18 protein-coding genes and 2 tRNA genes are annotated in these 17,238 nt (G+C 41.4%); 2 read left to right on the top strand and 18 right to left on the bottom strand.

Annotated elements, in window-relative coordinates:
• Nucleotides 1–454, top strand: a 454-nt coding sequence (locus AB5Z52_RS11995) for a YigZ family protein (RefSeq protein WP_368266928.1), incomplete at its 5' end; no start/stop codon positions are given.
• 192 nt (nucleotides 455–646) lie between these two features.
• Here the strand turns inward: AB5Z52_RS11995 and AB5Z52_RS11990 are convergent.
• Together AB5Z52_RS11990 and AB5Z52_RS11985 are read right to left on the bottom strand one after the other, a co-directional pair.
• A complete protein-coding gene (locus tag AB5Z52_RS11990) occupies nucleotides 647–1,354 on the bottom strand; it encodes a GntR family transcriptional regulator (protein ID WP_021149431.1) in 708 nt (235 codons plus the stop codon).
• 188 nt (nucleotides 1,355–1,542) lie between these two features.
• Nucleotides 1,543–5,775 (bottom strand): acyl-CoA dehydratase activase-related protein, encoded by a 4,233-nt coding sequence (locus AB5Z52_RS11985; protein ID WP_368243771.1) that lies wholly within the window; start codon nucleotides 5,773–5,775, stop codon nucleotides 1,543–1,545.
• A 177-nt stretch (nucleotides 5,776–5,952) separates the two neighbouring features.
• Between AB5Z52_RS11985 and AB5Z52_RS11980 the strand changes: the two genes are divergently transcribed.
• Nucleotides 5,953–6,558 carry a TetR/AcrR family transcriptional regulator gene (locus AB5Z52_RS11980; RefSeq protein WP_003127606.1) on the top strand — a complete coding sequence of 202 codons (606 nt, stop codon included), beginning with the start codon at nucleotides 5,953–5,955 and terminating at the stop codon, nucleotides 6,556–6,558.
• 156 nt (nucleotides 6,559–6,714) lie between these two features.
• Here AB5Z52_RS11980 and AB5Z52_RS11975 read toward each other — a convergent pair whose 3' ends face one another.
• From AB5Z52_RS11975 to AB5Z52_RS11900, 16 genes are all read right to left on the bottom strand, one after another.
• Nucleotides 6,715–6,882, bottom strand: a complete 168-nt coding sequence (locus AB5Z52_RS11975) for a hypothetical protein (RefSeq protein ID WP_003127605.1) — start codon at nucleotides 6,880–6,882, stop codon at nucleotides 6,715–6,717.
• 140 nt (nucleotides 6,883–7,022) lie between these two features.
• Nucleotides 7,023–7,094, bottom strand: a tRNA-Gln gene (locus tag AB5Z52_RS11970).
• Nucleotide 7,095: 1 nt separating this feature from the next.
• Nucleotides 7,096–7,179, bottom strand: a tRNA-Tyr gene (locus tag AB5Z52_RS11965).
• A gap of 85 nt (nucleotides 7,180–7,264) precedes the next feature.
• Nucleotides 7,265–7,501, bottom strand: a complete 237-nt coding sequence (locus tag AB5Z52_RS11960; protein ID WP_005471857.1) for a DUF2969 domain-containing protein — start codon at nucleotides 7,499–7,501, stop codon at nucleotides 7,265–7,267.
• Between the two features lie 123 nt (nucleotides 7,502–7,624).
• Nucleotides 7,625–8,272 carry a CBS and ACT domain-containing protein gene (locus tag AB5Z52_RS11955; protein WP_003127602.1) on the bottom strand — a complete coding sequence of 216 codons (648 nt, stop codon included), beginning with the start codon at nucleotides 8,270–8,272 and terminating at the stop codon, nucleotides 7,625–7,627.
• Between the two features lie 25 nt (nucleotides 8,273–8,297).
• Nucleotides 8,298–8,999: an ABC transporter ATP-binding protein gene (locus AB5Z52_RS11950; RefSeq protein ID WP_005471855.1), complete on the bottom strand. Its 702-nt coding sequence runs from the start codon at nucleotides 8,997–8,999 to the stop codon at nucleotides 8,298–8,300.
• Complete coding sequence (locus tag AB5Z52_RS11945; protein WP_060813473.1) at nucleotides 8,999–9,775, bottom strand: ABC transporter ATP-binding protein; 777 nt, start codon at nucleotides 9,773–9,775, stop codon at nucleotides 8,999–9,001. Before AB5Z52_RS11945 ends, AB5Z52_RS11950 begins: the two co-directional genes overlap by 1 nt.
• Entirely contained in the window at nucleotides 9,756–10,733 is a 978-nt protein-coding gene (locus AB5Z52_RS11940; RefSeq protein WP_288551801.1) for a branched-chain amino acid ABC transporter permease, read from the bottom strand. The genes AB5Z52_RS11945 and AB5Z52_RS11940 overlap by 20 nt, the downstream gene beginning before the upstream one ends.
• A 9-nt stretch (nucleotides 10,734–10,742) precedes the next feature.
• On the bottom strand, nucleotides 10,743–11,621 hold the full coding sequence (locus tag AB5Z52_RS11935) for a branched-chain amino acid ABC transporter permease (protein ID WP_003127599.1): 879 nt from the start codon (nucleotides 11,619–11,621) through the stop codon (nucleotides 10,743–10,745).
• Nucleotides 11,622–11,830: 209 nt separating this feature from the next.
• Complete coding sequence (locus tag AB5Z52_RS11930; RefSeq protein WP_003127598.1) at nucleotides 11,831–13,018, bottom strand: ABC transporter substrate-binding protein; 1,188 nt, start codon at nucleotides 13,016–13,018, stop codon at nucleotides 11,831–11,833.
• A gap of 260 nt (nucleotides 13,019–13,278) precedes the next feature.
• Nucleotides 13,279–14,151 (bottom strand): ROK family protein, encoded by an 873-nt coding sequence (locus AB5Z52_RS11925; RefSeq protein ID WP_288551800.1) that lies wholly within the window; start codon nucleotides 14,149–14,151, stop codon nucleotides 13,279–13,281.
• 184 nt (nucleotides 14,152–14,335) lie between these two features.
• Complete coding sequence (locus AB5Z52_RS11920) at nucleotides 14,336–14,791, bottom strand: N-acetyltransferase (protein ID WP_003127595.1); 456 nt, start codon at nucleotides 14,789–14,791, stop codon at nucleotides 14,336–14,338.
• A gap of 53 nt (nucleotides 14,792–14,844) precedes the next feature.
• Nucleotides 14,845–15,120 carry a membrane protein insertion efficiency factor YidD gene (gene yidD / locus AB5Z52_RS11915; protein ID WP_003127593.1) on the bottom strand — a complete coding sequence of 92 codons (276 nt, stop codon included), beginning with the start codon at nucleotides 15,118–15,120 and terminating at the stop codon, nucleotides 14,845–14,847.
• Nucleotides 15,121–15,203: 83 nt separating this feature from the next.
• The gene (locus AB5Z52_RS11910; protein WP_005471848.1) at nucleotides 15,204–15,380 is read right to left on the bottom strand and encodes a DNA-directed RNA polymerase subunit beta; all 177 of its coding nucleotides are present in this window, start codon (nucleotides 15,378–15,380) and stop codon (nucleotides 15,204–15,206) included.
• Between the two features lie 15 nt (nucleotides 15,381–15,395).
• Nucleotides 15,396–16,685 carry a UDP-N-acetylglucosamine 1-carboxyvinyltransferase gene (gene murA, locus AB5Z52_RS11905; RefSeq protein ID WP_003127592.1) on the bottom strand — a complete coding sequence of 430 codons (1,290 nt, stop codon included), beginning with the start codon at nucleotides 16,683–16,685 and terminating at the stop codon, nucleotides 15,396–15,398.
• Between the two features lie 92 nt (nucleotides 16,686–16,777).
• Entirely contained in the window at nucleotides 16,778–17,011 is a 234-nt protein-coding gene (locus tag AB5Z52_RS11900) for a DUF1146 family protein (RefSeq protein ID WP_003127591.1), read from the bottom strand.
• Between the last annotated feature and the right edge of the window lie 227 nt (nucleotides 17,012–17,238).

The raw sequence follows: 17,238 nt of genomic DNA, 5'->3' as shown, positions 1-17,238 counted from the left end.
GAACAATGAGATCCAACGAAGCAGCGACGATGGGGAACCAAGCGGTACCGCTGGTGTCCCCATGCTAGATGTCCTCAAAAAAAATGAATTAATCAATGTGGTTGCTGTTGTGACCCGTTACTTTGGTGGGACGAAATTAGGCGCTGGCGGTTTGATCCGCGCTTATGCAAGCACTGTTGCCGCTGCCTTAAAGGAAATCGGTATCGTTGAAGGGACACTTAACCAGACACTTTATTTGACCATCGATTATCCTCAGCTAGGAAAGCTGCAAAATCACTTAGAGCACCAAAACATTCACTTAGCATCCATTGACTATACGGATAAAATCCGAGTAACGCTGATGGTTCCCGAAATATCCTTGTCCGCGGTAGAAGCCGATCTAACAGATCTGTTACAAGGACAACTAGAGATCGCACACGGCCCTGTCAGCTATGTGGAACGACCGATTTCCTGAGAAACAGATCGAATTTGTGTTGTCATTACTTGCTGGTGAAGCAGAATGATTGTTCAGATAGCTACTGTCAAGCGATGCCTCATGAATCTGCTTGAGGCATCATTTCTGACAATTCTTGCTACTCTTTCACCTCGTTTACTAGCTTTCACTTTTGTCTTTCACTTTGGTCAATATAATTTTCTATTTCCTGTCTTATTTTTCTAAATAAAATTCAAAACGATTCCCTACGTATTGTGTACGCACGTATTCAAATGGTTGTCCGTTTTCAAAACAGGTAATTTGCCGCATTCTTAAAATTGCATCCCCGCGTTTGATTTGCAAGTAATCAGCGATTTGCTCCGAAGCAATCATTGCTGAGATCGTTTGTGAGGCAGCTCCGATCTTATGACCGCCCTTTTCTTCTAACACATGATACAAAGATGAGATGATTTCTTCTTTACTAAAATTGTAAATCAATTTCTCTGGAATACTCGCCACTTCGAAACAAATAGGTACATCATCTGCATAACGAATGCGTTCCATCCGTAAAATCGTCTCATGTCCTTCTAATTGCAACTTTTCCATTTCACTCGAACTTGGGGCTGTCAAGAAGTAGGCCACTGCTTTACTAGAAGGCACCCGTCCAAGTGAGCGCATGATCTCAGTAAAACTCGTGGTTCCGCTCATTTTCTCCTGTACTTTCTGACGAGCCACATAAGTTCCTGATCCGATTTTTCTTTCCAAAATCCCTTCGTCGGCTAGTGTCTGAATAGCTTGGCGCAATGTCATGCGACTAACACCGAATTGTTTCGCTAACTCGCGCTCAGAAGGCAAACGGTCACCGATTTTGTAGGTTTCATTCTCGATGTTTGCTTTGATTTGATCATGTATCTGTATGTATACGGGTAAGTTCTCTGCCATAGTCTATTCCTCCATTCAGTTTCTATTATAACTGGTATATACCTAAATAACCAATGAAAAAACTAAAAAGACTGTCAATTTAAGGGAAAAATCCTTTTTTTCATTCTGTTCTTCTTACAAAAGACAAAATAAGAAAAAAAGTTCCCTCAAATTGGTACAGTCTTATTGGATAGTTAAAGCGCTGAATGTTAGTTGCTGCTTTGCAAAGCTTTATTGGCCGTTGCCAACATTAAACGAATCCGATTCAATTGATTGACCATGGAGACTCCAGGATCATAATCAATCGCAGCAATATTGGCTTTAGGATATTGGTGCCGCAGTTCTTTGATCACACCCTTGCCGACCACATGATTTGGCAAACAACCAAAAGGCTGCATGCAAACGATATTAGTCACATCAGATTTCAATAGATCAATCATTTCACCAGTCAAAAACCACCCTTCACCCGTATGATTACCAATAGATAAGATTTTGCTAGCATCATCTGCTAATTGATAAATCGAGTGTAATCCTTCAAATCGCTGAGAAGCCCGCAACGCACGGTCCATCGGTTTTTGGATCCGTTCGATCAATCCAATGGCAAATTCAGCGATCCATTTGCTTTTTTTGGCCATTCCTAGGTTTTGATAGCGCCAAATCTGATTATAAAGCGAATAATTCATAAAACCAACCATGTCTGGTACTACCGCTTCCGCCCCTTCTGCTTCCAAAAGTCTCACGATATCGTTATTCGCTGTAGGAGAGTATTTCACTAAAATCTCGCCTACCACACCGACTCTTGGTTTCACGATGTCCTGCAGATCAATCGTATCAAAATCGGCAATGATTTTTTTCATGTTGTGGTTGAACAAAGTAAAAGAACCGTTGCGTACATTTTTTTCAACTTTTTTAAGCCACGTTTCATGAAGCCGATCTACAGAACCAGAGATGGCTTCATAAGGCCGCGTTCGATAAACAACTCGTTCAAATAAATCTCCATACAAAAATGCAACAGCCACGCGTTTGAGCATTGTTAATGTAAACTTAAAGCCAGGATTTGACTCCACGCCTTGATTTCCCATGGAGATCGAAACGACGGGAACTTGTGGAAAACCCGCCTCGTTCAATGCTTTACGCAGCAGCGGGATATAATTGGTTGCCCGACATCCCCCGCCCGTTTGTGTCATCAATACGCTAGTGTTTTGCAAGTCATATTTTCCGCTTTGGAGTGCTTCGATCAATTGACCGATGGAAATAATGGCTGGATAGCAAGCATCGTTATTTACGAAACGCAGGCCCACATTGACTGCTTCTCGATCATCCGCCGGCAAGCAGATCACATTGTATCCCGAAGCTTGCAGTGCCACATCAACTAACCCGCTTTGATGAATTGGGCTTAGCATGGGTAATAACAAAGTATGTTGTTTACGCATTTCTTTAGTAAATGTGATCTTGGCTGGTTCTTCAAAACGTTGAGTAGGAATAAAATGGTTTTTCTCCCTTTCATTGACAGCTGCCTTAAGAGAACGTAAACGGATCCGAATGGCGCCTAAATTAGCCCCTTCATCGATTTTCAATACAGTGTACAATTTGCCATATTGTTCCATGATCTCTTCTACTTGATCTGTTGTGACGGCGTCGATTCCACAACCAAATGAGTTTAGTTGGACCAATTCCAACTGCTTGCTTTTAGCGACGACCCGTGCTGCGGCATATAAACGAGAATGGTAAACCCACTGATTAACGACCCGTAAATGACCGACATTTCCCAAATGCGCAATGCTATCTTCTGTTAATACATGAAAGCCCTCTTGGGTAATCACTTCCGCGATCCCATGATTGATCTCCGGATCCAAATGATAGGGTCTGCCAGAAAGTACGATGCCTCGCTGATTGGTTTCGGTCAGCATCCGTAAGGTTTTTTCCCCTTGCTGACAAACATCTAGCTTAAATTGATCCAATTCTTCAAAACCAAGCCGCAATGCGTGCGCGATCTCTGTCTCAGTGATACCCAAATCTTGAAATTCTTCTGACAACACTTTGACCATTGAAGTTTCGTCTGCCAAATTTAGAAACGGGTTACGATAATCCACACGGCCAGCACGGATATCATCCAGATTGTTGCGAATAACATCTGGGTAGCTTTGTACGATGGGACAGTTGAAATGATTCTCAGCCTGCGCTGTTTCTGGTCTTTCAAAAATAATTCCTGGATAAAAAATCAATGGGACCCCTTGGTCGATCAACGTTTGAATATGTCCATGAGCGATTTTGGCCGGATAACAAGCGGTATCACTTGGAATTGTCTCGATACCTTTCTCATACAATTCTTTGTTTGATCGTGGGGACAATTCAACGCGAAAGCCCAGTTCTGTAAAAAAAGTATGCCATAACGGATAGTTTTCATATAGATTCAATACACGAGGAATGCCGATACGCCCACGAGACGCTTCTTTTTTGCGAAGCGGGCGATACTTAAACAAGCGGCGGTATTTGTAATCTACTAAATTTATCTTGCGCTCTTCTTTTTTGATTTTGATGCGGGCACCCCGCTCGCAGCGATTTCCGGTAATAAATTTGCGTCCATCTGAGAATAAAGTGACAGTCAGCATACAATTATTTTCACATAACCCGCAATGAGTGAATTCTTTTTCAGCAGTAAATTGACTCAATTCATCACTTGAAAGCAAGGCTGTGACTTCACCAATCTCGTAATTTTCTAACGCGATCAGTGCTGCACCATAAGCCCCCATCAAGCCAGCAATTGACGGCCGCACGACTTCCCTGCCGCTGTTTTTTTCAAAGGCTCGTAACACCGCCTCATTATAAAAAGTTCCTCCTTGGCAGACGATTTTCTCACCTAGATCTTCTGGGCGACGAATTTTGATCACTTTATACAAGGCATTTTTGATCACAGAATAGGAGAGACCCGCAGAAATATCCCCGACAGATGCACCTTCTTTTTGGACTTGTTTCACTTTTGAATTCATGAATACCGTACAGCGAGAACCAAGATCGACTGGATTCTTGGCAGTAGTGGCTGCTAACGCAAATTCTTTGACTTCGTATTTCAGCGAACGCGCAAAGGTTTCAATAAAGGACCCGCAGCCTGAGGAACAAGCTTCATTCAGCTGGATCGAAGAGAGTGCACCATCTTTGATAGTCATGGCCTTCATATCCTGCCCGCCAATGTCTAAAATAAAATCGACCCCCGGTTGGAAATGTTCGGCGGCTTTATAATGAGCCATCGTTTCAACTTCACCAATGTCAATTTTCAGTGCATTTTTGATCAACTGTTCTCCATATCCTGTGACCGCAGCTTTCCCAATGAACACAGCTGGTGGCATCTGCTGATACATTTCCTGTAATACCCGCATGGTGGTTTCCAATGGCTGCCCTTCATTGTTGCCATAAAAAGAGTAAAGAATCCTACCCACTTCGTCGATCAATACGACTTTCGTTGTCGTTGAACCCGCATCGATACCGAGAAAGGCTGCTCCTGTATGAGAAGCAAGTTTTTTTTCTTCCACCGAAGATTGGCCATGACGCTGTCTAAAAACTGCGAGCTCTTCTTCCGTAGCAAATAGCGGCGCCAATGTGTGAGACGGTTGCAATTTCGCTGAATCATCGGTTGATAACCGGGCTAATAATGTATTGAGTTGAGCTGTTTCTTCTCCATATAAAGCGGCGCCGATCGCAACAAACAGCTGGGGATTTTCTGGAAAAATAATGTCTTCTTCAGCAATTTGCAGTGTCTCCACAAAGCGGCGCCGTAGTTCAGACATGAAATAAAGGGGGCCACCTAAAAAAGCCACTTTTCCCTTGATTTTACGACCAGCAGCTAACCCTGCAATCGTCTGATTGACCACTGCTTGAAAAATACTGGCGGCGATGTCGGCTTTATCTGCTCCTTCATTGATCAAAGGTTGCACATCTGTTTTTGCGAATACCCCGCAACGGGAAGCGATAGGATAGATCGTTTGATAATTTTTCGCTAAATCATTTACACCATTAGCATCGGTTTTCAACAATACCGCCATTTGATCGATAAACGCACCCGTCCCACCTGCACAGCTACCATTCATTCGTTGTTCCAACGCCCCTTCAAAAAAGGTGATTTTGGCATCTTCTCCCCCTAATTCAATGGCAACATTTGTTTCAGGAATCAGTGTCTCAACTGTTTTAGTACAGGCAATGACCTCTTGCACGAAAGGGATCGCTAAAACTTCGGCCAGTCCCATCCCTCCAGAGCCAGTGATTGCTAGTGCGACCTGTTGATTACCGATGACTTCCTGAGCTTCCAGTAAAACTTTTTTTGTGGCAGTTTTGATATCCGAATAGTGGCGTTCATACTTGGCAAAGAGGGTCTGCTTTTTTTCATTCAAGACCACCATTTTGACAGTCGTCGATCCTACATCGATACCAGCACTTAATTTTTTCATAGGGTGCCTCCGCTTTATCCAACACTTTGTTGATTATCTTACAAACTGTTTGTTATAATACTTATGTCTATTTTAAGAACAATCTATTGACATTTCAACAAACAGATTCATGGGATGTGTGGGATAAGCAACAGGAACGGTAAAAATGTCGTTTAAATTGAGAGGAAGTTCACAAAAATGAAAAAAGTTGATTTGCGGGTTCAACGCACGAATAAACATATCATGGAGGCTTTTATCCGACTCGTAGAGCATAAAGGCTACGATCAAGTGACTGTCCAAGATATTGCCGACGAAGCCATGATCAATCGTGCGACATTCTATGCTCATTATAAAGACAAACAAGATTTATATGAAAAAATTTTTGATATGGCAATCGACTCCTTTACTTCGATTTTGTCCCTTGAAGATTTAGTCCAGGGAAATCGAATCAAGATCAAACGAGTCGAACTTGCGATGACAAAAATCTATCAGCACATTCAGGACAATCGCTTTTTTTATCTGACCATCATGGATGGCGCAGCCATCGAATTAGTCCGGCAACGAATCGCGGAGATTCTCTATGAACAATATGACCATATTTTTTCAAAATTAAAAATTACAGAAAGCTCCATCGAAGTACCGCTGGATTTCGTTATTGAATATATGACATCGATTTTTGTTGGTACTCTGCACTGGTGGCTTACTGCCGATAGTCAAATGACTCCTGACCAACTAGCTAAACTGGTCATTAAATTAGTCGCCAATGGACACTTAACCGTTCTCGGTATCGAAATCGAAGGGTAACATACGAGAAGGAGAGTATATCGTATAAATCAAAAAACCGAACCAGAGTTGCTTCCCCCAGTACTTCCTCTCAGAAATCAGGAAAACGTGAAACGGGTGACAACTCTTGTCCGGTTTATTTGTTATTGGGCTGTTTTACTCAATGTCTTTTCGCAATCAATGATTCTTTGAACGCCATTTGATCGTATCTTTTGTTTTACGCAATTGTGTAACTTTGATACCTTTTGGTGCAATACGAATAGCATAATCTTCACGTTTGACAACATCATACACATGTTCAGCTGCTTCGGTGACTTTTTCTTTTAGATTCAATTTAAATTTCATCTTCTCATCTCCTGAGTTATTTACCTATAGCCTATCGTAAATAAAAAAAATCTTCAACTTTTAACCCTTAGAAATTTGCTATAAATAACGAAGAAAAGTCAGCAAGACATGCTTGCTGACTTTTCTTGATTGTTCACTGACTGGGGTAGCTGGATTCGAACCAACGCATGACGGAGTCAAAGTCCGTTGCCTTACCGCTTGGCTATACCCCAATGGTGGAGGAGAGTGGATTCGAACCACTGAACCCGAAGGAACGGATTTACAGTCCGTCGCGTTTAGCCACTTCGCTACTCCTCCAAACGGCTTTTAAAAAACCTGACTTAGTTATAATACCTAAAAATATAACAAATTGCAAGAGCAAAATGTCATTTTTTTTAAGAAATTATTCATGTAAGTTCCATTGGCGCAAAATCGTTTCAATTGCTGCATCCAAAGTTCGGCTTGCACCTAAATCTTCTTCGCCCAGAAAGCTTTGGAATTCTTTCGGACCGGATGCGAGAATTTCACCAATCACTTTTTTCCCTAATACTAGTTGATGGACTTCATATTCTTTTCCTTGGATCACCTTAACGGTTTCTTCCACACGGACTTCAATATCTTTATTTTTTTTCGACATCATACTCACCTCTTTCAGATACCTTGTTTATTCTACCAGAAAACACCGCAAAGCAAAAGCAAATCTAGTCAACCATTCATCCAGAAAAAATCATGCAATCACTGATTGTGTTTGCATGATTTTTGCTTATTTTTGATTGGTCAATACCGCACTCAATACCGTATACCCAGCATTGGCAAAAATTTTCTCGATTTCTGACACTTGTCTGGATTCAACTTGAATCTCTACGATCGTTTTCAAAGCCATTCGATTGACCACGATCGTTAAAATACTTAATTGATGATCTGTTAATAACTGCGTGATTTCCGCTAAGACACCGCTGTGGTCATCAATAATCTCAAGAGCTACTCTTGTACCGCCCTCATAATAACCTGTGATCTTCAAGAAAGCATCAAAGATATCATTATTCGTAATGATCCCTACTAGTTCGTCATCTGCTAAAACAGGCAACACACCGACATTTTCTTCTCGCATGACTGCAATCGCGTCTTCTAGCAGCGCCTCCGGTTTGATGGTGGTCACTTTCTTCAGCATGATATCTGCTACAGTCGTTTTGTTTAATAAATAATTCATTTCATAAACACTTAAACTTGTCGCTTTTGAAGGCATTGCTTCTGCAATCGTGCCTTCTGTAATCAGGCCAACTAACCGTTGCTGATCAACAACCGGCAATCGATGGATGTCATGTTTTTTCATTAAGTCTATCGCATCAAATATTGGCATTGCCGAATGAACAGTGATGACATTCTTGGTCATAAAATCACGTACGCTCATTTTTCATCCTCCTTGTTGTAAGCTATTAACCGCCTAGATAGGCTTTCTTGACTTCATCACTTTCCAATAACTCTTGCCCGCTTCCTTGCAAGACGATTTTGCCGGTCTCTAGAACATACCCGCGGTCAGCAATGGACAAAGCCATTTTGGCATTCTGCTCAATTAATAAAACGGTCGTTCCTTGCTGTTTGATTTCTTGGATAATCGAGAAGATCTCTTTGATGAATATTGGGGCTAGGCCCATGGATGGTTCATCGAGTAAAAGCAACCGAGGCTTGGACATCAGTGCACGTCCCATTGCCAACATCTGCTGTTCTCCTCCTGATAACGTTGAAGCATCTTGACTTAGTCGTTCTTTTAGGACAGGAAATTTCGTAAAGACCTGCTGATAGTCCTCTTTGACTTGATTGTCTTTTCGCAAAAAAGCGCCCATCTCAAGGTTTTCTTGAACGGAGAGTCCTGGAAAAACGTGACGTCCTTCAGGTACTTGTGATAATCCATTAGCAACGATTTTTTGTGGAGCTTCTTTTTGGATGGGTTTGCCTTCAAAGAGAATCGTGCCTTTAGAGGGTCGGATCAGACCGGAAATCGTCCGCAAAATCGTCGTTTTCCCTGCACCATTGGCACCGATCAACGAGACGATCTCTCCTTGATTGACTTCAAAGGAAACATCATGAACCGCTTGGATCATGCCGTAATGGACACTTAAATTTTCAATACGCAGCATTAGAGTTCCCCTCCTAAATAGGCTTCGATCACTCGCGGATCATTTTTGATCTCTTCTGGCTTTCCATGAGCAATCACTTGCCCATATTCCAGTACATAGATGCGTTCACAAACCTCCATGACTAAACTCATGTCATGTTCGATCAATAAAATCGTCAGTTGAAAGTCTTTTTGGATACGGTAGATCAATTTAGTCAGTTCCGCTGTTTCCTGAGGGTTCATCCCGGCGGCTGGCTCATCAAGAAAAAGGATCTTTGGTTCAGTAGCCAATGCCCGAACGATCTCAAGACGTCGTTGTTCACCGTAAGGAAGATTTTTTGCTAGTGTTTGGCTTTTATTTTCTAAGTCAAAGATACGCAATAATTCCATGACTTTCTCTTTCATTGCAGCCTCTTTGTGATAAAACTTTGGCAACCGCAACACACTCGTAAAAAAGCCTTCTTTTTGTTTGCTGTTCATGGCAATCAGAACATTGTCCATCACTGTAAGATCTTTGAACAACCGAATGTTTTGGAAGGTGCGGGATAATCCCATAGCTGCGATATGATAGGGCTTCTCCCCATTCAATCGCTTGGATTGTCCTTGTTCTTCTAAAAGAACGTCGCCTTCACTTGGTTCATAGACGCCTGTCAGCAGATTGAAGAGTGTCGTTTTCCCTGCACCATTCGGACCAATCAGGCCAACTAGTTCATTAGTTTCTAAATGTAAATCGACATGTGAAACTGCCGCCAAACCACCAAAGTTCTTAGTCAGCTTCTTAACTTCCAATAGAGGCATTCGTGTCATCCCCCTTTTTTGTAAATTTATCAAAGATGCGCTTCACAGAAAATTCCCAAGTTCCCAAAAGTCCACTTGGCTTGAAAATCATAATGGCGATCAATGCCAGTGCGTAAATAATCATGCGCAAATCTGAGAAGCCTTGTAAGTACATATTCAATATACCTAATACGACCGCTGAAACCACTGCTCCTGTCGTACTACCGATCCCGCCAAACACAACGATGATCAAGACATCGATCGATTTCATAAAACCATAATCTTTCGGAAATACCGATTGTTGATAACTTGCATATAATGTACCGGCAATACTAGCCATGACAGCACCCATCACAAAAGCAATCACTTTGTATTTCGTTGTATTGACCCCCATTGCTTCCGCAGCGATCTCATCTTCTCGTATCGCTAATGTTGCTCGTCCTGGTCCACTATGGATAAAATTAGAGACCACCAAGATGGAGCCGACAGCAAAAAGAAAGACGATTTGCCAATTACTGAATGGCGGTAACCCGAATATCCCTGCAGGTCCATTCGTCAATCCTCGTAAATTGACTAATAAGATACGGATAATCTCTGAAACACCTAACGTTGCAATCGCTAAGTAGTCTCCTTTCAAGCGCAATGTTGGAATCCCGACAACTAGTGCGATCAGCCCCGAAACGAACATCCCCACGATAAGACCAGAAAGAAATCCGCCAAATGTAGGATTGTTGGCTGTTAAAATTGCCCCTGCGTAAGCACCAATCGCCATAAAACCTGCATGACCTAAAGAAAATTGTCCCGAAAAACCAATAATTAAATTTAGCCCTACTGCTAAAATAATATTGATTCCGATATTGACGATAATCGCGTCTGAAAATAGATTGATCAATCCGCCGTTATAAGCTGCAAACAAACCGAAGTAGATAACAGCGGCGAGTGCTAACCAAGTAATGTTGTATTTCAAATTCTTTTTCATCACTGACACCTACACTTTCTCTTTCAGGTTCTTGCCCAATATTCCTGCCGGACGGACCAACAATATAATTATTAAAATGACATAGACTAAAGCATCTTTATAATCAGAAAAACCTAATGCAGTAGCAACTGTTTCAATTAGTCCGATCACGAAGCCACCTAATGCTGCCCCAGGAATGATCCCTATACCGCCTAATACAGCCGCAACAAAAGATTTTAGTCCCGGCACAACCCCCATCGTAGGATCGATCGAATTGTAATACAATCCAATTAACATCCCACCAGCAGCTGCCAACGCAGAACCAAGAGCAAATGTGAAGGAAATCGTCCGATTGACATTGATCCCCATCAACCGTGCGGCATCCGCATCCACGCTAACAGCACGCATCGCTTTTCCCATTCTGGTTTTCTTGACGATTAGCTGTAAAAGGATCATTAACGCCAATGAGACTGCTAAAATCAATAATTGTATGTTACTTACCTCCACAAAACCAATACTATAAGTTTTGCGGGCAATGGCTTGTGGAAATGGTCGGACATCTGGTGAAAAGAAAAAAATCATGACATTTTGCAATAAATAGGAAACACCGATAGCGGTGATCAAAGCCGAGATCCGGGTGGAATTCCGGAGTGGGCGATAGGCCAGAAACTCGATCGTCACGCCTAACGCTGCACTAGCAATCATTGAGATGAATAGTGCAGGAAAAAAGCCCAGATTCCATTGATTGATCAAAAAATAACCAATAAAACTGCCGATCATATACACTTCACCATGAGCAAAGTTGATCAGTTTAATGATGCCGTAAACCATCGTGTAGCCTAACGCTAATAAGGCATAGATACTACCTAGAAATAAACCGTTGATTAGTTGTTGGATCATCATTTCCATGTTTTCACTTCCAATACCTTAAATTCTTGATACTTGTCTAAGAAAAAGGAACCGCGACAGAAGTCTGCAGCAACGAGTCAAATGAGTATCTGCCATGATTGATAGGATCACAGATTTACGACTTTTTCATTTATCGTTCATCATTTTGTTCGCTTACCTTCGACTTTGTCTCAGTCCCTATTTGATCGTGTAAAGAACGGTCCTTCTATTTAAGGATTTACTGTATCAGCTGACGTTTCTTTACCTTCAGTTAGTCCTAATACAACTGCTGATTTTTCTGGATTATGATTTTTGTCCATGGTGATCTCTCCCGTCACACCTTGGAAGTTTTTCAAAGCAGATAGTCCTTCAGCAATCGCAGTTGAGTCTGCTGAATCTTGATCTTCAATGGCTTGTTTGATCATGTAGACAGCGTCGTATGCCAATGCATTAAATGCGGAAGGTTCTTTGCTATACTTTGCTTTGAATGCTTCGACAAAAGGTTCTACCTTGTCATTGGCAGGAGCTTTAGTTGAGAAGTGTCCTGTATAATAAACATCCGATACATTTTCCGCGCCTGCTGTTTGGACCATTTTTTCATCACCAAAGCCATCCGCACCAATAATTGGCTGATCGATTCCTAATTCTCGGGCTTGCTTGATAATCAAACCAGCTTCGGTGTAGTAGCCAGGAATGAACAATACATCAAAGTCAGCATTTTTGATTTTCGTCAACACCGCTTGGAAATCTTTGTCACCTTCTGTGAAATTCTCTTCGAGTACAATGTCGCCATTGTAGCTATCTTTAAAGGCTGCTGATAATCCATTCGCATAGTCGCTGGAATTATCGCCTAAAATAATTGCTTTTTTAGCATCCAAGTTGTCTGCAGCATATTTTGCTAAGATCGTTCCTTGGAAACTGTCTTGGAAACAAGAACGGAAAGCAAATCCTTGAACTTTGTCACTGCTGACAGTAATCGCATCATCTGTTCCGGAAGGTGTCACTAACGGAACTTGTGCTTTGGTGACATTTGGCAATGCCGCCTTCGTCGCACCTGAAGTTGCTGGCCCGATCATTGCTACTACTTTATCATTGGTCGTTAAATTGGCTGCGACTGTCGCTGACTCATTATTGTCAGATTTGTTATCTTTTGAAACAATTTCAATTTGTTTTCCTAAGATACCGCCACTCTCATTGATTTCTTCAACCGCCAGATCAATTCCTTCTTTTTCCGCCGTTCCATAAGCTGCAACAGCACCCGATAATTCTAAATTGACACCAATTTTGATCGTATCACCTTCTTGTTTGTTGCCACCGCTAGCAGAACCGCTACCGCTAGTGGAACCACCAGTTGGTCCCGCACTACAAGCCGATAATAAAAATAAACTAGCAAATAAAAATGCAAATTTCTTTTTCATCATTATTCCTCCCCTACTCCCATGGATATGTTATCAAATATACTTAATAATAGGGAAAATGTCAACGAATTATCAGAATATTTTCTTTATTCAGATACTTTAAATTATTTTAAAAAAAATAAAGATTGATGCGTCGCGATTGTAATCGATTTCCGAAAAAAATAGTTGTGACCACTCTTCCAAAGTGATCACAACTTGTGTATCTGTTGATTCAAGGTTTATGTTTAAAATTGAAAAAATGGCAGCAACAATGCGCTGAATCAATTCAGCACTTGTGCGGTGAAATTAGCTGCCGCTCCAACTAGATTGGCATCATTTCGATAGTCACAAAGCTTAATCAGTGGAACAAAGTCATTTAAGTCTTGTGCTGCCAGCATTTTCTTCATTCGTTGATTGATTTCTGGCAACAATCCTGCTTTTGCACTGACTCCGCCACCAATAATCAATACTTCAGGGTCAAAAGCAAATTGGATGCTGAATAACCCTTCAGTCAAATAGCGATAAAATTTGTCTACCTCTTCTTTGGCGATAATATCACCTTCTTCTGCTCGACGAAAGACTTCCTCGCCACTGATCGTTTTGCGGTCCACACCGATTCGGTCACAATAACGCCAAGCCATTTGAACAGCCGTCCCTAACTGTGAAAAAGATTTGCCTTTATCAAGAACTATCAAACCAAACTCGCCGCCGTAAAGATGGGCGCCTTTGATCAGTTTTCCTTGTTGAAAAAGTGCTCCGCCGACCCCAGTACCAATCACGATGAATGCTGCCGTGTCAAAATCTTTCCCAGCGCCTTGATAAAATTCTGCCATTCCGGCACAATTGGCATCATTCTCAATAGTGACTGGCAATTGAAATAACGCTTCCAATTCAGCGAAAATATTAAATCCGTGAATATATGGAATGGCGCTGATCCCATTGATCTGCTGCTGTGCAACATTCACCGCTCCTGGCGCACTAATGCCAACGCCTTCAAGAGGTTTTTTAATGCTATCTCGAATTGCTTTGAGCTCTTCTTTCATTTTTTGCCAAGTATCAGGCGTCGCAAATTGTCCTTTGTCACTTAATTGTTCGTCCTGCCATAATCCATATTTCACTGCAGAACCGCCCATATCAAATACTAGTAATGTCATCTCAACATTCCTTTCTCACTCAGTTGTCTCCCTTATTTTACTGTACTTTCCTCAGTTAAGAAAGCGATTTCTGTTGATTTCGTTGAAAAGGACAATAACGCGCTCTAAATGATTTGATTCAGAGTAACATGAATGGCGGACAAAACCCATTTTTCAAATGAAGTCAAAGTGCGCGAGATGCTTTTTAGAGAATTTTCTCTAAAATCACTTGATCAGTAAGTAGAATGCCGTTCTCATAAATGGGCTCTTTGTAATGATCGACAAAATAGTTTTTGACTACTTTTTTTTCAATGAAACCCATTTTTTTATAAAGTGTTAACGCTGCGGAAGGAAGATTACCAGTTTTGATAGTTACACAAAGAGTTTCCGTAGTTTTTGTTGCAGCAATCTTACTTAACGCTGCGGTCAGTAAACGACCACCGATTCCTTGATTCTGTGCTTCCGGTGCAACAGCAACATTCATGATTTCCCATCCTGCTGTTTGCAGTTGATAAACAATCACTCCTACGATCTGCTGCTCATTTTCAAAAACAAGAATCTCACTGGCTTGTATGTATCGATCTACCGCTTCTTTTTCTGGATCAGCATCCAGTAATAGCGGCCATGGCAAAGATTCTTTTGGTGATAAAGCTCGAATCATCGTTTTGCTCCTTTACTCCGTTCATTCCTGCCTACCCCTGCAGTTTGAAGGGTTTATTTTTTGCGATAGTGATAAGTAGGCTGCTCCTGATCTTGGGTATTTCGTTTTAGTGTAAAGCGCTGAGGTACGTAGTCGATTCCCCCTTTTACAAACGGATGACAACGTAAAATTCGCGAGATTCCCATCAAACTTCCTTTACCTGCCCCATGTACTTGGATCGCCTGAATCATATAGGACGAACACGTAGGATAATAGCGACAGCTAGGGGGAAATAAGGGAGAGATGAATCGCTGATACAGCCGAACAAATCCAATCAAAAGCTTGCTCACATCTCATACTCCTCTCTCTTCTATTTATAGAATTGAAAAAAACTAGAATAAAGCAATGTGCTCCATTCTAGTTTCAGCTTTGTTTACTTCATGAAGTCCAATATATGGTTCCATAGATGAGGCGAGAACACTTTTAACGGCATACCGTCTCCAATGATACCATAGCCGATCATAGTGCCGGCAATAAAGAGCAGGATCGCCAATAAGATAACCAACAAAATTTTTACCAAACTAGTTAAAATATATCGATTAAGCTTCAAGGTCGCATCTCCTCTTTAAACGGTTACTGGTGCTGTTTTTTCAGAAGTTGTTACCCGCTCAACAGAAGCACCTAACTGTTGCAATTTTTCGTGGAATTTATAATAGCCACGGTCAAGATACTTCAGATTACGGACACGAGTCAATCCGTTTGAACGCAAGCCTAATAAAATCAAAGCTGCTGCCGCTCGTAGATCCGTTGCATAAACTAGCGCGCCTTGTAATTCGTGGCCGCCTTCGATCACAGCGATGTTTCCGTCAATTTTAACATGACCGTTCATACGGCGCATTTCTTCTAAATGTTGGAAGCGATTTTCAAAAACCGTTTCATTCACGATGCTAGTCCCATCAGCCAACATTTGAATCGCAGTCATTTGCGCTTGCATATCTGTTGGGAAACCTGGATGAGGCATCGTTTTTACATCAGTTGCTTTGATTGTTTTAGGTCCAACTACCCGAATCCCTTCTGGAACTTCAGTGATTTTAGCACCCATTTCAGTTAATTTTGAAATCAGTGGACGATTGTGTTCAGAAATTGCATCTTTGATAATCACATCGCCTTCTGTCATTGCAGCAGCTACCATGAAAGTTCCTGCTTCAATACGGTCTTGTACGATCGCATGAGAGACCGCATGCAAATGGTCGACGCCTTCAATGCGCATGGTTTCTGTCCCAGCACCAAAGACTTTTGCGCCCATTTTATTTAAAATGTTCGCTAAATCTACGATTTCAGGCTCTCGAGCGACGTTCTCAATGATCGTCGTTCCTTTGGCTTTGACTGCTGCCATCATGATGTTTTGAGTAGCGCCTACACTCGGAAAATCAAGGTAGATCGTATTTCCTTTTAACTCACTAGCAATCGCTTCTATGTAGCCATCTTTTTGAATAATTTCAGCTCCCAGAGCTTGGAATCCTTTGAGATGCAGATCAATTGGTCGTTTGCCAATAGCACAACCTCCTGGCATTGCAACTTTCGCATGACCATTTCTGGCTAATAAAGGTCCCATAACAACGATTGATGCACGCATTTGACTAACATATTCATACGGTGCTTCAATAGCTAATTCGCGGGAAGCATCCATTGTAATGGTATTTTTTGATTGATCAAAAGCAATCTCGACGTTTAAATGACGGATCACTTCATTCATTGTCAAAACATCAGATAAAATCGGTACATTCTCTAAAGTCGTTGTTCCTTCTTCTGCTAACAAACTTGCTGCTAAAATAGGTAAAACGGCATTCTTTGCACCTTCAACCTTGACAGTTCCAATTAAACGATTACCACCTTGAACGATAATCTCTTCCATTTTGTTCCCTCCAAATAATGCAGTTGAATCATACACAAAATCTTGACAATTATAGCATACAATCGCACAACCTGCATGTATTATTGAATTTCTTAAAAACCTATTAAAAATAAATTACGGCATAATGCAATCAGTTCAAGGAAAAAAGTGCTAGCAGTATAGCCTAAAGCAATTGCTAAAAAGACCATGACCATCCGTATTTGCGTCGTTTGTAAGGCTTTAAAAAAAGCATCGATCCGCAAAGACTGCAACGCCCAAAACGCTAAATAGATAAATGCTAAATGACTGACGATACGAATAATCGCATCTACTCCATAAACTTGCATCCTCGATTCTCCTTTTCACATCTGAACGTTACTATCATACCACAAAATTTAAAAGAGCCAAAATATTCTTTCTTGAAACTTTCATTGTAAGACTTTAAAAAGACTTTAAAACGTTTTTGAGATAAAAAAAAGCAAAGACCACTGGTCTTCGCTTCAGACTGTAGACAAAAGCTGTTCCAAACTCGTAACTCGAGCTTGGAACAGCTTTTTATCTACTTCGTTTCGAA

Source organism: Enterococcus sp. RTP21361st1_A6_RTP21361_211029 (assembly GCF_040910045.1).
Lineage (GTDB): Bacteria > Bacillota > Bacilli > Lactobacillales > Enterococcaceae > Enterococcus_D > Enterococcus_D gallinarum.
The sequence above is the reverse complement of the archived record's forward strand: the minus strand, read 5'-3'. Positions and strand labels throughout refer to the sequence as shown.

Excerpts from the sequence above, each read along its gene's own strand:
- AB5Z52_RS11990 (WP_021149431.1), bottom strand. The coding sequence starts at position 1,354 with ATGGCAGAGAACTTACCCGTATACATACAGATACATGATCAAATCAAA.
- AB5Z52_RS11985 (WP_368243771.1), bottom strand. The coding sequence starts at position 5,775 with ATGAAAAAATTAAGTGCTGGTATCGATGTAGGATCGACGACTGTCAAA.
- AB5Z52_RS11980 (WP_003127606.1), top strand. The coding sequence starts at position 5,953 with ATGAAAAAAGTTGATTTGCGGGTTCAACGCACGAATAAACATATCATG.
- AB5Z52_RS11975 (WP_003127605.1), bottom strand. The coding sequence starts at position 6,882 with ATGAAATTTAAATTGAATCTAAAAGAAAAAGTCACCGAAGCAGCTGAA.
- AB5Z52_RS11960 (WP_005471857.1), bottom strand. The coding sequence starts at position 7,501 with ATGATGTCGAAAAAAAATAAAGATATTGAAGTCCGTGTGGAAGAAACC.
- AB5Z52_RS11955 (WP_003127602.1), bottom strand. The coding sequence starts at position 8,272 with ATGAGCGTACGTGATTTTATGACCAAGAATGTCATCACTGTTCATTCG.
- AB5Z52_RS11950 (WP_005471855.1), bottom strand. The coding sequence starts at position 8,999 with ATGCTGCGTATTGAAAATTTAAGTGTCCATTACGGCATGATCCAAGCG.
- AB5Z52_RS11945 (WP_060813473.1), bottom strand. The coding sequence starts at position 9,775 with ATGCCTCTATTGGAAGTTAAGAAGCTGACTAAGAACTTTGGTGGTTTG.
- AB5Z52_RS11940 (WP_288551801.1), bottom strand. The coding sequence starts at position 10,733 with ATGAAAAAGAATTTGAAATACAACATTACTTGGTTAGCACTCGCCGCT.
- AB5Z52_RS11935 (WP_003127599.1), bottom strand. The coding sequence starts at position 11,621 with ATGGAAATGATGATCCAACAACTAATCAACGGTTTATTTCTAGGTAGT.
- AB5Z52_RS11930 (WP_003127598.1), bottom strand. The coding sequence starts at position 13,018 with ATGAAAAAGAAATTTGCATTTTTATTTGCTAGTTTATTTTTATTATCG.
- AB5Z52_RS11925 (WP_288551800.1), bottom strand. The coding sequence starts at position 14,151 with ATGACATTACTAGTATTTGATATGGGCGGTTCTGCAGTGAAATATGGA.
- AB5Z52_RS11920 (WP_003127595.1), bottom strand. The coding sequence starts at position 14,791 with ATGATTCGAGCTTTATCACCAAAAGAATCTTTGCCATGGCCGCTATTA.
- murA (WP_003127592.1), bottom strand. The coding sequence starts at position 16,685 with ATGGAAGAGATTATCGTTCAAGGTGGTAATCGTTTAATTGGAACTGTC.
- AB5Z52_RS11900 (WP_003127591.1), bottom strand. The coding sequence starts at position 17,011 with ATGCAAGTTTATGGAGTAGATGCGATTATTCGTATCGTCAGTCATTTA.